This is a genomic window from Apilactobacillus ozensis DSM 23829 = JCM 17196 (assembly GCF_001435995.1).
Taxonomy (GTDB): Bacteria; Bacillota; Bacilli; order Lactobacillales; family Lactobacillaceae; genus Apilactobacillus; species Apilactobacillus ozensis.
Genome location: NZ_AYYQ01000018.1, coordinates 38900 through 52198 on the forward strand (window position 1 = coordinate 38900; position 13299 = coordinate 52198).

Below are 13299 nucleotides of genomic sequence, written 5' to 3' on the forward strand. Positions count from 1 at the left end.
TTCAAGAAGTAGTTATTATTATCATCAGAAAGCTACGCTATCTTTGGATAAGTAACTTATAGAATCAGAAGTAAAAAAAGCAGTGAGTGAGCATAAAAGCTATGGATATCGTAGGATTACTGCCCATCTACGGAATAACAACAAGGTAGTAAATCATAAATGTGTTCAAAGAATCATGCATAAATACGGTTTACAATATAAGTTATTTAGTAAACGAAAACGTAAATATAATTCTTATAATTGACAAGTTGGACATATAGCACCTAACATTCTACATGATGATTTTAAGGCTGATTATTTTGGACAAAAACTAACTACTGATGTTAGTGAATTTAGGTATGGCAATAATTCAATAAACCAAAAGGTTTATTTATCTCCGGTAATGGACCTATACTCTGATAAAATCATTGCTTACAGTATTAGTTCACATCCAAGCGTATCATTTACTTTAACGGCTTTGAAACATGCGCTTGATATTGTTAAAAATAATCAAATTAAAACCATCGTTCATAGTGATCAAGGTGTTCAGTATCAAAGTCATGAATGGGTAAATACGATTAAAGCATATAATGTGGTTCAATCTATGTCCCGTAAAGGGACATGTTTAGATAATGCACAGATGGAATCATTTTTTCATATTATGAAAAGTGAAATGATGAATGTACATTATGATACAAAAGAATCCTTAATCCATGCCATGAAAGCTTGGATTAAGGATTATAATGAAAATAGGATAAAAGAAAAACTAGGATATCAATCTCCAAATCAATATTTGGGATTAATATCCTAGTAAATGTTGTCCAACTTTTGGGGGTTCACATCATAAACTTTTTTTGTTTTAATCTTTTATAACAAACTTTAAAAAATACGTTATAATACTTTAGTTGTGTCAATTTTATGAAAAAGGGGATTTATGATGAGTCGCTCTAGAAAAAAATTGAGTTTATTAGAATTAGTAGGCTTAGTCATGGGATCAATTATTGGCGGTGGAGTATTTAATTTAATGCACGATATGTCAATGAAAGCCGGAATTGGAGCTATACTAATTGGATGGATTATAACTTGCATCGGAATGTTATCTTTAGCATTTTGTTTTCAGAATTTGACGATGCAAAGACCTGATTTGCAAGCTGGAATATATAGTTATGCTGAAGCTGGCTTTGGTAAGTATATGGGTTTTAATGCTGCTTGGGGATATTGGCTATCAGTTCTTTTGGGAAATGTTAGTTATGCAACATTATTAATGAGTGCAATGGGATATTTTTTTCCTATTTTTGGAAACGGACAAAATATTTACTCTATTTTGGTAGCATCTTGCTTTTTATGGGGATGTCACTTTATGATTCTCAAAGGTGTTGAATCGGCTTCATTCGTTAACATTATAATTACGATTACTAAGTTAGTACCATTATTTTTGTTTATTTTAATAATGATAGTTTCTTTTAAAATGAACGTCTTTACTTCTGATTTTTGGTTAACTAAAAGTGGAAAATTTGAATTTTCTAGTGTTTTAACGCAAGTTAAAAGTACTATGCTTGTAACTATTTGGGTTTTTGCTGGTATCGAGGGTGCGGTAGTTTTTTCTGGTAGTGCCAAACATAGAAAAGATATTGGTAGAGCTACAGTGTTAGGAATTATAATTATTGCATTGCTATATATTTTAATTACAGTTCTTTCATTTGGAGTGATGAAGCAAGCACAACTTGCAAATTTGCCACAACCAGCTATGGGCTATTTATTACAATCAGTAGTTGGCAAATGGGGGGCAATGTTAGTTAATTTTGGATTGATTGTTTCAGTTTTAGGTGCATGGTTATCTTTTACTATGTTTGCTGGAGAATTGCCTTATGAAGCAGCTAAAGTAGGAACTTTTCCTAAGTTATTTGCTAAAGAAAATAAAAATGGGGCTCCAATTAATTCGTTAATTTTTACTAATGTAGTTATTGAGTTATTTATGTTATCGTTTTTGTTTGCCGATAAAGCTTATAATTTGTTCTTTTCTATTGCTAGTTCTGCTTCATTAATACCGTATGCATTCTCATCATTTTATCAAGTGAAATATTCTGTACAGAATAGCTTTAATCATCGTAAGAAAAATATTTTTATTGGAATTTTATCCAGTTTATATTCTATTTGGTTACTATATGCTGCTGGAATGAATTATTTATTATTAACCATGTTGTTATTCGCATGTGGAATTCCAGTTTACCTATATTTACAAATAAAAGACAATAATTCTATGAAAGTTTTTACTTCTGCTGAGAAAGTGTCAGCAATCATATTGTTTATTTTGGGATTAACGGGTCTATTAGGACTACTCATGGGCTTTGTTAAGCTAGGTTAATAAAAAACGCTTTGAAATTTATTAGTTCAAAGCGTTTTTTAGTATATAAATGGGTATTTAACATTACCAATATTAATATCGTAAAACTTCGTGCCAATTTTTTCATTATCTACATAACCATATTCTAAGGATGGTATCTGTATTTTTGCAGAAAAGACCTTGTATGAGTGGTAATTTTTTCCTCTAATTTTTAAATTGAATAACCAAAGAAGTATAAGAAAAATATTTCTTATAAATGATTTTCTTTCAAAAATCTCTACTTTTAAATTATTTTCTAAATTTAAATCGTTAGTTATTTTAATAGAAAAAATTTTTAAGAAATTATGAGTACGATTATTGGATATTAAAACTAAAGGAAAACTAGTTAAATTATACATGGTAGGGACTAAACTTATTATTTTTATTAAGTTATTAATAAATCTAGACCTATTTATTTTATATGTATAATCTTGTAGTCCAATTTGAGCTTTATTAATAAAAAAGTTGTTGTAATCTTTTTTTGTATCACGAATATATCCAATTTTTACAAAATGATTGTCTTTGCAATTAACAATCTTTTTAATGGCATTATCTTTATTTATTTCCATTTGAGCTGATGTTATAAATTCGTTTTTATATCCAGTTGGAATAATACCCACTGGAATATCTGGAATAGCTGGGTATTTTTTTTGAGCTATTTTAATTCCATTTATGGTTTCGTTAATAGTGCCATCACCGCCAACAACAATAATATGTTTAGGCAAATTGTGTTGTTCAAATAAGTCTATTAAATTTTGTGATAAGACTATTTTGATGTGTCCATGGTATTTAGAATTTAGTAACGTGTAACTTAAATGGAGTTTTTCTAATTCATTTTTTATATTGATCCAGTCTTGTCTTGAATTGCCACTGTTTGCTTTTTCGTTTAATACCACTAAATATTTTTTGGGTTGCAACGAGAAAACACTCCTTTAGTTACTAAAATAAAAGGCGAATTCTAATCAGAATTCGCCAAAGAATATATTAACTAGTGATTATGCATGATTAACATCGGTAATATAAGAGGGTGTCTCTCAGTTTTATCAAATAAGAATTCTTGTAAGTCATCTATAATTGCATTTCTAATAGTTGACTCATTAGCATGTTTATTACGCATAGCTTTTCTTATTGTTCTGAAAACTAATCGACGGCCTTCATCTAACAGCTTTCCAGACTCTCTCATATAAACGAAACCTCTAGATAATAAATCTGGTCCAGATTGGATTTCTTGGTCACTCAAGTTTATTGTAGCAACAACTACAACTAATCCTTCTTCTGAAAGTAGTTGACGATCGTGAAGTACAACACTTCCAATGTCTCCAACTCCGTCACCATCGATATAGACATCGCCAGCTTCAAAGTGACCAGCAATTCTAGCAGTATCTTTAGTTAGTGCTAGGACATCACCATTTTGCATGATAAAACTATGATCTAATGGGACGCCACATTGATTAGCTAACTCCGTATGAATTTTAAGCATTCTATATTCACCATGAATAGGCATAAAGAATTTAGGCTTCATAAGTCTTAGCATTAATTTTTGCTCTTCTTGACCACCATGACCAGATGTATGAATATTATTTACTTTACCGTGTATTACGTTTGCACCGGCTTCTTCTAATTCATTAATAACACGATTTACACTAACGGTATTACCTGGAATTGGGTTACTAGAAAATACTACTGTATCATTAGGTTGAATAGAAATTTGACGATGTGTTCCATTAGCAATTCTAGATAAAGCAGCCATTGGTTCACCTTGAGAACCGGTACATAGGATAAGCGTTTTATCTGCTGGTAGTGATTGTAGCTCTGAAGCATCTACAAAAGTATCATCAGGAGCATCAAGATAGCCTAATTCTTTTCCGTTAACGATGGCTGCTTCCATACTTCTACCAAATACAGCAATTTTCCTACCATGAGCTAAAGCAGCATCACAAGCGGTTTTAATTCTAGAAATATTAGAAGCAAAAGTAGCAAAAATAATTCTTCCGGTTACTTCGTCGAATATATGTTTAACTGATTTTCCAACCCATCTTTCAGATTTTGTCCAGACAGGTCTTTCAGCATTTGTACTGTCTGACATCAGACATAAAACGCCTTCCGCACCTAATCGAGCCATTTCTTGTAAATCAGGTGGCTGATGAGTAACTGGCGTTAAGTCAAATTTATAATCACCAGTTTGAACAATAACCCCAGATGGAGTATGCACTGCAATTCCTAAAGTATCTGGAATAGAGTGGGTTGTTCTAAAAAATGAAACACTAGTTTTTTTGAATCTTAAAACAGAACTAGGGCTAATTTCATGTAGTTCAGCTGTTCTTAGCAAACCGTGTTCATCTAATTTATTTTTTATTAGTGCTAGCGCTAGTGGTCCTGCATATATAGGAACATTTAAATCTTTTAGTAAGTATGGAACACCACCAATATGATCTTCATGTCCATGGGTAATAACTAATGCCTTAATTTTGTTTTTATTTTCTAAAATATATTGATAGTCAGGAATGACATAGTCTACACCTAACAATTCATCTTCTGGAAATTTAATTCCGGCATCAATTAAAATTATTTCATCTTGAAATTGTACACCGTAAGTGTTTTTACCAATCTCGCCAAGTCCACCAACGCCATAAATAGCTGTTTCGTTATTTTTGACGTTTAGTTTTTTCATAATTATTTAAACTCCGTAATTTTAAAATCTGGATTTTTCTTTTCGTAATCCAAGTGGTTTCCTTCTAGTGGTTCAATGAATTCGATGTTATGGTCTGTATTTTGTTCTACTAGATATCTAGCATCAACTTCAGTATCGCAATCTAAATATAAAGATTTGGTAAATTCTCTCTTTGGATTAGATTTTTTATTTTCTTGATATAATACTTTAAAAATCATATTTATAAATCTCCTTTTGTAAGCTTTTTAAAACCGTACAATTGCTGTTTTATACACAACATTCTGTTTAAATTTTATCATATAATATATTATAAGTATAGCACTGATAACTCTGGTAAATGCATGATAATTTAATGTTTTATTTAAGGAGGTCTTAACATCAATAAATTATTTATCGCTATTTTAGTAGCTGTTTGTTTATTTATATTTTACAGATATATTATTTCTAGAAAATACGCTAATATTCAAAATATCAATCATAAATTAACTGATAAATTCTTAGTTAAAGTTCTAAATGAAATTAATTTCAAAGTTAATAATAAATTCAAAATTATTTCAACAAATAATTCTTCAAAAATATGGGGTAGAGAAGTGTATGTATATTCTTACTGCATTGAGTGCAAACACACTGTTGTTCCAAAAGAAATTTTAGCTAATGTTAAACATAGTTTTAATGTTATCAATAGTGATTTTGACAGTCCTTATAAATTTGTGTTGAGTGACTTCTATGTTAGAGATAATAAGATGTTTTTAGATATCGCCTATGTTACTAATGACGCTACATCTGAATACTTACAAGATTTAAATAAATTAAAAAAAGGCTCCTAATTTATAGGAGACTTTTTTAATCAATAAATATATCATCGTCTTTTTTATCAAATGGGTCATCAGGATTAATGTGATCGTAAAACAGTGTTCCATGTAAATGGTCGATTTCATGTTGGCATACAATTGCTGGATAATTTTTTAGTCTAACTGTATGTTCTTTACCGTTAACATCAGTGTATTTCAATGTTATTCTGGCTGAACGATGCACAAATCCAGGAATATCTTTATCCACTGATAAGCATCCTTCTCCTTCAGTTAAGGCGGCTCTTTGAACTGAATTTGATAATATGACTGGATTAATGATGACATCTTTAAAAATAGGATTACTTTCATCTTCATCATTTGGCACCAACACTGATGCCATCATTTTGGATTGACCAACTTGTGGAGCTGCTAAACCAACTCCTGCTCGTAAGTTATATTTTTTACACAACTTAGGATCTTGACTAACGGTCAAATATTCCATTAAATCTTTAGCTAACTTTTTATTTTCATCACTAAGTGGAAATTCAACTTTTTTAGCTTGTTGTCTTAAAACTTTATTGCCATCACGGACAATGTCTTTCATTAAAAACATTTAAAATTCCTCCATAAGATATTGTTCTAAAGTTATACTTAATAATTTATCATAACAATTATATAATAAAACTTATATTTATTATGTCTAGTTATAATGGATTTTTTACTTAATCATTACGGGAGGTACATTTTGAAAAATTATTCTTACCCAATTATTGAGGATTGGTCACAAAATGAATTGGTACAAATGATTAAGCTCTTTAATTTAACTGAAGATGCTTATGAAAATGGTAACGGAACTAATGTTTCTGATTTTATTAATCAATATAATTTATTTAGAAAAATTAATCCATCAAAAATGGAACAAAAGCAAATCTGCAAAGATTTTTATGATAAATCTAGTTATGATATTTTTAAAGTTTATAAATTAGCTAGTAAAAGTTCTAAGAAACGTTTGAAAATGAATTAATATAAGTTCTTATGATTTCGCTTAGTATTGACGTTTTAGATATTTCTATGCTATGATTTAACGCGTATTGGTAGCGATTAATTAGCACGGAAAATTATGTTATTTAATTTTAATTGATGATCAGTATTCATTAGTTAAAAATAAAATTGGATTATGTAACTTGTGCCTAGTTACTAAAATTTGCTGAATTTATGTAAATAATGCGATTAAGCATTTCGAAGGGAAGGAACTATTTTGAAGACAAGGGACGATATTAAAAATATTGCCATTATTGCTCACGTTGACCACGGTAAAACAACTTTGGTTAATGAATTAATGAAACAATCAGATACACTAGATGAACATACTGAAATTGAAGATCGTGCAATGGATACTAACGACATTGAACGTGAACGTGGTATAACTATTTTATCTAAAAACACAGCTGTTAGATATGGCGACAAACAAATTAACATTCTTGATACACCTGGACATGCCGATTTCGGTGGTGAAGTTGAACGTATCATGCGAATGGTTGATGGAGTTTTATTAGTTGTTGATGCTTTTGAAGGAACTATGCCTCAAACTCGTTTCGTTTTGAAAAAAGCTTTAGAACAACACTTGACTCCAGCTGTTGTTATTAACAAGGTTGACCGTCCTGGTGCACGTCCTAGTGAAGTTGTTGATGAAGTTCTTGACTTATTTATTGAATTAGGTGCTGATGAAGAACAATTAGATTTCCCAGTTGTTTACACTTCAGCTATGAATGGTACTTCAAGTTATGATCCTGATGTTTCAGCTCAAGAACATACTATGAAACCAGTATTTGATACTATTGTTAACAATATTCCATCACCAATTGATAACTCAGAAGATCCATTACAATTCCAAGTTGCCTTGCTAGATTATGATGATTTCGTTGGTCGTATTGGTATTGGTCGTATCTTTAGAGGAACTATTAAGGTTGGAGATAACGTTACTGTTATGAAACTTGATGGTTCAACTCAAAACTTCCGTGTTACTAAGCTTATGGGATTCTTTGGTCTTAAGAAATTAGATATTCAAGAAGCTAAAGCAGGTGACTTAATAGCCGTATCAGGTATGGAAGATATCAATGTTGGTGAAACTGTTGTTGATCCTTCAGTTCAAGAAGCATTACCAGTACTAAGAATTGACGCTCCTACACTACAAATGACTTTTGGAACTAACACTTCTCCTTTTGCTGGACAAGAAGGTAAATTTGTTACTGCTCGTCAATTAGAAGACCGTCTAAAACGTGAACTTCATACTGATGTTTCACTAAGAGTTGATGACACTGATGATCCAGGTGCTTGGATGGTTTCTGGTCGTGGTGAATTGCATTTGTCAATCTTAATTGAAAACTTACGTCGTGAAGGATACGAATTACAAGTATCTCGTCCACAAGTTATCTTAAGAGAAATTGATGGTCAAAAATGTGAACCATTCGAATCTGTACAAATTGATACTCCAGATGAATACTCAGGTTCTATTATTCAAACATTATCTGAAAGAAAAGGTAACATGCAAAACATGGAAAGTGTTGGAAATGGACAAACTCGTTTGACTTTCTTAGCACCTTCTCGTGGATTAATTGGTTACTCAGCTGAATTCCTATCATTAACTCGTGGATACGGAATTATGAACCATACTTTTGAAAAATATTTGCCAGTTGTTAAGAACTGGAACCCAGGTCGTAGAAATGGTGCTTTAGTTTCAATTAACCAAGGTAAGAGTACAACTTACGCAACAATGGGTATTGAAAGTCGTGGTACTATCTTTATCGATCCAGGTACAGAAGTATATGAAGGTATGATTGTTGGTAAGAACAGCCGTGATAACGATATTTCAGTTAACATTACTAAAGGTAAAAAACAAACCAACGTTCGTGCTGCTGGTTCTGATGACACTGCTAAGATTAACGAACCACAACATTTAACTTTAGAAGAATCACTAGAATTCTTGAACGAAGATGAACTTTGTGAAGTAACACCTGAAAATGTGCGTTTAAGAAAAGACATTCTTAACACTAACCAACGTGAAAAAGAATCTAAGAAGAGACGTCATAACAGTTAATTGAATTAAACTTAAAAAAGAGTGATATTATTCACTCTTTTTTTGTTTGAAGTTATTAAAATTAAATATGCTATAATTACTCTATATATGCTAAATGTTAGGAAGAAATAATATGAAAAAGTTTGATACTTTGAGGAGTCACTTTAAGAATCTAGATTATTATATTTTTATACCATATATAATTCTTTCACTTATTGGAGTTATTATGGTGTATTCTGCTAGTTACAGTACTGCAGGTAATATAAATCCGTCCGGTATTTTGATAAAACAGGCTTCTTATTTTCTTGTTGGGTTATTGATAATAGTTATTGTGATGAATGGAAATAATAAAATAATAAAAAGTAAAAAATTTATTACTATTTTTGGATTTATTCTTACCATTTCACTAATATATTTAAAATTTTTTGGAGCAATAGCTAATGGTGCAGCAGGGTGGATTAACCTAGGACCAATCAATATACAACCTGCTGAAGTTGCGAAAGTGTATTTTATTATGCGATTTGCTAGAGTTATTCAAGCTGAAGACGATAAGATAAATGACTATAATTGGGTAAGTATCTTTAAAGGAAGATTGTATTTTTCATTATTTATAGTGTTTTTTATTTTTATTCAACCTGATTTAGGTGGAGCCATTATAAATACTAGTATTATATTTATAATGATTCTTTCTAGCGGTATCAAATGGAAAAAGTCATTAAAGATACTATTATTTACTATATTTTTAGCGTTTATATTTGTTTTCGCAGTTCTATATCCATTAATCAAAATGGGTGTTTGGCGTGGATATCAAGCTAATCGTGTAATATCATTTATTGATCCATTTAAATATCATGATCGGTCAGGTTATCAAGTTATTAATTCATACTACGCTTTAAGTAATGGTGGAATTTTAGGCAGAGGATTAGGTAATAGTATTCAAAAAAATGGTTATTTACCCGAGGCACATACTGATTTTATTATGTCTGTTATTTCAGAAGAACTAGGACTGCTTACGGTATTATTAATTTTATTTTTATTAGCGTTTATAGTTGGAAGAATATTTATTATTGGAGTTAGATCAAAATCCATTTACGATAGATTGATTTGCTATGGAATTGCATTTTATATAACGATTCAAGCTTTAATAAACACGGGGGCTGTAACTGGAATGATGCCAATTACTGGAGTTACTTTTCCTTTCATTAGTTATGGTGGTTCTAGTATGCTTACATTGAGTTTTTGTATAGGATTAACGCTATTGATAAGTGCAAATCAAGGCAAAAGAAGTTAGGAGTATTTTTTTTGAATATTGAATCTAGAAGCTGTCTAATTGTTTTTATAAAATCAATTAATAAATTTAAAAGCTTGTATAAATATGGAATGGTTTACTACGTTTCTAAAAGTAACAATTATGTAATCATGTATGTTAACACTGATAACTTAGATGAAATAAAGCATTCTATTAGTCAACTTAATTTTGTAAGTAGTGTTACCATTTCTTCCTATAAAAAAATATATAATCAATTGTCTATGAAAGATAAAGTAGACGTTTCTTTAAAAAAAGCTGACGAATATTAAGAGGTGATAATTTTGCGAGTTGTATCTGGTGAATTTCGAAGCCGTTTTTTAAAACCAGTTCCTGGCACTAAAACAAGACCTACGACCGATAAAGTAAAAGAATCAATTTTTAATATGATAGGTCCTTATTTTGATTCTGGAAATTTTTTGGATTTGTTTGCTGGATCTGGCAACGTAGGTATTGAAGCTGTTTCTAGAGGTATGGAACATGCAACATTAGTGGATAAACAATATGCTGCTATTAAAACTATCAAAGAAAATGTAGCAACTACTAAAAAAAGTGATAGTTTTTCAATAATAAAATCTGACGCTGACCTTGCTTTAAAAAAGTTCGGCCAAAAAGGTAGGAAATTTGATATCATATTTTTAGATCCACCATACAAAGCACAAAAAATGATTGAACATGCAAATTTAATTAATGAATTGTCTTTGCTAAATAGTAATGGTCTATTGATTTGTGAAACTGATAACACGGTTAATTTAAAAGACGATTTATCTGATTATGAATTGATTAATCAAAAAAATTATGGATTAACTATAGTGACTATTTATAAATTTTTGGGGTGATAATTTGACGGTAGCTGTTTTTCCAGGAAGTTTTGATCCGATAACTAACGGTCATTTGGATATAATAAAGCGAGCAAGTGATATCTTTGATAAAGTAATTGTTGTTATAGGAATTAATTCAACTAAAAAGCCGTTATTTAGCGTTGAGGAAAGAATCGACTTAATAAAGCAAAATATTAATGCTTTTCAAAATGTTTCAGTTAGCTGTACTAATGACCTAATCGTTAATTATGCTAGTTCCGTTAATGCTAAAGTCATTGTTAGGGGAATTAGAGACTCTAAAGATATGGATTATGAGAAACCTATGGCTAGTGTAAATAAGGATTTAAATAGTGATATAGAGAATGTTTATTTACTATCTGATAGCAGTAAAAATTATATATCTTCCAGTATGGTTAAAGAACTTTGTCGATTTAAGGGAAACGTTAGCAGGTATGTTCCTTTGAACGTAAAAAGAAGTTTAGAATTTAAATTTAAAGGTGAAGATAATGATTAAATTTATAAAAAAACACAAGTTAGGCTTATCAGTTATTATAGCCGCTTTGCTAGCCATTTTGTTTTTTTTGCCAATACCATATTATGTTGAAAAGCCAGGTGATTCCTCCAACTTATCTAAGATAGTAAATATTAAAAATAATCCTGATAAACATGCTGGAAAATTTATGTTGACCTCAGTTGCTATTGAGCCTTTAACACCCGCTAAATATATTTATGATAAGTTTGTTCCCTATTATTCTATTGATTCAATTAATAACCTAACTGATGGCCAAAGTGACGACGAATATAATAAAGTTCAAAATTTTTATATGTTAAGTTCAATCAATAGTGCTATCTACAATGCTTATAAAAAAGCGGATAAAGAAGTTGAATCAAAATATAACGGAATATATGTGTTAGGGCTTCATAAATCATCTTTCGCCAAATATCTTAAAGTTGGTGACACGATTATTTCCGTTGATGGAAAAAAATTTAATAATTCTGAATCATACAGAAATTATATTTTTTCAAAAAAAATTGGCGAAAAAATTACGATTCAATATTTACAAAATAATAAATTAAAAAAAGCTACTGCTCCAACTATAAAATTACCAGGAACTAATCATTCTGGAATTGGAATTATTTTAACTGATGATTTTAGTGTTAAGACAAAGATTCCAATAAAAGTTAATCCTGGAGACGTAGGTGGTCCTTCTGGTGGCTTGATGTTTGCTTTACAAATTTATAGCCAATTAACTGGTGAAAATATACGTAAAAATATGAATGTTGCTGGTACTGGAACTATTTCTCCAAACGGGGCAGTAGGTGAAATCGGTGGTATTGATAAAAAAATAATAGCTGCTAAAAATAACGGAGCTAAAATATTTTTAGCACCATATTTGAAACCAACTAAGAGTGTCTTAAAAGTAGAACCTAACCATAAAACTAATTATGAACTAGCGGTATTAACTGCTAAAAAATATGCTCCTGATATGAAAGTTATTCCAGTTACTTCTTTTGAAGATGCTATAAATAAACTTAATAATTTAAGATAAAAAGACATAATTTTTTATGCCTTTTTTTTTCGTATTTATTTTTAATAAAGGAGGGAGGAAATGGCAAATAAGTTTGATGATTTTATTAATTTAATATTTCATACAAAACTAAAGTATGGCATATTTACGCTTATAGCTATTTTAATTTCAGGTATTATTTATTTTAAAGATTTCGGTAGTTCTTCAAACATTGACAAATCTAACAACTATTCTATTGAATCTAATCAAATATCTTCGAATAGTGAAATTACTAACAACAGTGTTTCGCATGAATCTTTACAAAGCAATGTTGTTTATGTAGATATTAAAGGGCAAGTGAAAAAGCCTGGAGTATACAAACTTTCTTCAACATTGAGAGTTGACGATGCGATTAGACTAGCTGGAGGTTTTACTAAGGATGCTAATCGTAATAATGTTAATTTAGCACAAAAGCTTACAGACCAGATGGTTATTCTAGTAGAAGATGAAGACGACAGTAAAGTCAGTTCTAATAGTAACGTCGCTGGTAAGTCGTCAGACAAAATAAATATAAATACAGCTGATGCAAATCAATTAACTTCAATAAGTGGAATTGGTGACAAAAAGGCCAATAAAATTATAGATTATCGCAATCAGAATGGACTATTTTCTAGCCTTGATGATTTAAAAAATGTTGATGGATTTGGTGATAAGACTGTTGAGAAACTTAAAGAATATTTATTTACATGATATTATTTATAATG

The 13299-nt window shown here is 30.2% G+C and carries 16 protein-coding genes; 12 read left to right on the forward strand and 4 right to left on the reverse strand.

Features of this window, described 5'->3' with window-relative positions:
• The first annotated feature begins 58 nt into the window (after window positions 1-58).
• The 3 genes from FD06_RS07795 (at window position 59) to arcD (ending at window position 2344) form a co-directional block, all read left to right on the forward strand.
• The gene (locus FD06_RS07795) at window positions 59-244 is read left to right on the forward strand and encodes an IS3 family transposase (RefSeq protein ID WP_082605269.1); all 186 of its coding nucleotides are present in this window, start codon (window positions 59-61) and stop codon (window positions 242-244) included.
• A 12-nt stretch (window positions 245-256) separates the two neighbouring features.
• Entirely contained in the window at window positions 257-790 is a 534-nt protein-coding gene (locus FD06_RS02855; RefSeq protein WP_056965950.1) for an IS3 family transposase, read from the forward strand.
• 126 nt (window positions 791-916) lie between these two features.
• Window positions 917-2344, forward strand: a complete 1428-nt coding sequence (arcD, locus tag FD06_RS02860; RefSeq protein ID WP_056965952.1) for an arginine-ornithine antiporter — start codon at window positions 917-919, stop codon at window positions 2342-2344.
• A gap of 38 nt (window positions 2345-2382) precedes the next feature.
• Here the strand turns inward: arcD and FD06_RS02865 are convergent, their stop codons facing one another.
• The 3 genes from FD06_RS02865 to FD06_RS02875 all read right to left on the reverse strand — a co-directional run bounded on the left by FD06_RS02865 (window position 2383) and on the right by FD06_RS02875 (window position 5251).
• The gene (locus FD06_RS02865) at window positions 2383-3279 is read right to left on the reverse strand and encodes a diacylglycerol kinase family protein (RefSeq protein WP_056965954.1); all 897 of its coding nucleotides are present in this window, start codon (window positions 3277-3279) and stop codon (window positions 2383-2385) included.
• Between the two features lie 71 nt (window positions 3280-3350).
• The gene (rnjA, locus tag FD06_RS02870) at window positions 3351-5033 is read right to left on the reverse strand and encodes a ribonuclease J1 (protein ID WP_056965957.1); all 1683 of its coding nucleotides are present in this window, start codon (window positions 5031-5033) and stop codon (window positions 3351-3353) included.
• A gap of 2 nt (window positions 5034-5035) precedes the next feature.
• Window positions 5036-5251 (reverse strand): DNA-directed RNA polymerase subunit epsilon, encoded by a 216-nt coding sequence (locus FD06_RS02875; RefSeq protein WP_056965960.1) that lies wholly within the window; start codon window positions 5249-5251, stop codon window positions 5036-5038.
• A gap of 372 nt (window positions 5252-5623) precedes the next feature.
• On the opposite strand from FD06_RS02875, the gene FD06_RS02880 reads away from it, so the two are divergent.
• Window positions 5624-5860 (forward strand): hypothetical protein, encoded by a 237-nt coding sequence (locus FD06_RS02880; protein ID WP_056965961.1) that lies wholly within the window; start codon window positions 5624-5626, stop codon window positions 5858-5860.
• A gap of 16 nt (window positions 5861-5876) precedes the next feature.
• Here FD06_RS02880 and def read toward each other — a convergent pair whose 3' ends face one another.
• A complete protein-coding gene (def, locus tag FD06_RS02885) occupies window positions 5877-6437 on the reverse strand; it encodes a peptide deformylase (protein WP_056965964.1) in 561 nt (186 codons plus the stop codon).
• A gap of 132 nt (window positions 6438-6569) precedes the next feature.
• Here def and FD06_RS02890 point away from each other — a divergent pair, with 132 nt between their 5' ends.
• From FD06_RS02890 to FD06_RS02925, 8 genes are all read left to right on the forward strand, one after another.
• On the forward strand, window positions 6570-6848 hold the full coding sequence (locus FD06_RS02890; protein WP_056965965.1) for a UPF0223 family protein: 279 nt from the start codon (window positions 6570-6572) through the stop codon (window positions 6846-6848).
• 234 nt (window positions 6849-7082) lie between these two features.
• Entirely contained in the window at window positions 7083-8921 is a 1839-nt protein-coding gene (typA, locus tag FD06_RS02895) for a translational GTPase TypA (RefSeq protein WP_056965967.1), read from the forward strand.
• Between the two features lie 112 nt (window positions 8922-9033).
• The gene (locus tag FD06_RS02900; RefSeq protein ID WP_056965969.1) at window positions 9034-10191 is read left to right on the forward strand and encodes an FtsW/RodA/SpoVE family cell cycle protein; all 1158 of its coding nucleotides are present in this window, start codon (window positions 9034-9036) and stop codon (window positions 10189-10191) included.
• A gap of 11 nt (window positions 10192-10202) precedes the next feature.
• Entirely contained in the window at window positions 10203-10478 is a 276-nt protein-coding gene (locus FD06_RS02905) for a DUF2129 domain-containing protein (protein ID WP_056965971.1), read from the forward strand.
• Between the two features lie 12 nt (window positions 10479-10490).
• Window positions 10491-11045, forward strand: coding sequence for a 16S rRNA (guanine(966)-N(2))-methyltransferase RsmD (gene rsmD / locus FD06_RS02910; protein ID WP_054658746.1), 555 nt, complete (start codon window positions 10491-10493; stop codon window positions 11043-11045).
• Between the two features lie 4 nt (window positions 11046-11049).
• A complete protein-coding gene (gene coaD / locus FD06_RS02915; RefSeq protein WP_202812975.1) occupies window positions 11050-11541 on the forward strand; it encodes a pantetheine-phosphate adenylyltransferase in 492 nt (163 codons plus the stop codon).
• Window positions 11534-12577 carry a SepM family pheromone-processing serine protease gene (locus tag FD06_RS02920; protein ID WP_056965973.1) on the forward strand — a complete coding sequence of 348 codons (1044 nt, stop codon included), beginning with the start codon at window positions 11534-11536 and terminating at the stop codon, window positions 12575-12577. Before coaD ends, FD06_RS02920 begins: the two co-directional genes overlap by 8 nt.
• Before the next feature lie 60 nt (window positions 12578-12637).
• Window positions 12638-13285, forward strand: coding sequence for a ComEA family DNA-binding protein (locus tag FD06_RS02925; RefSeq protein ID WP_056965975.1), 648 nt, complete (start codon window positions 12638-12640; stop codon window positions 13283-13285).
• Window positions 13286-13299: the final 14 nt, after the last annotated feature.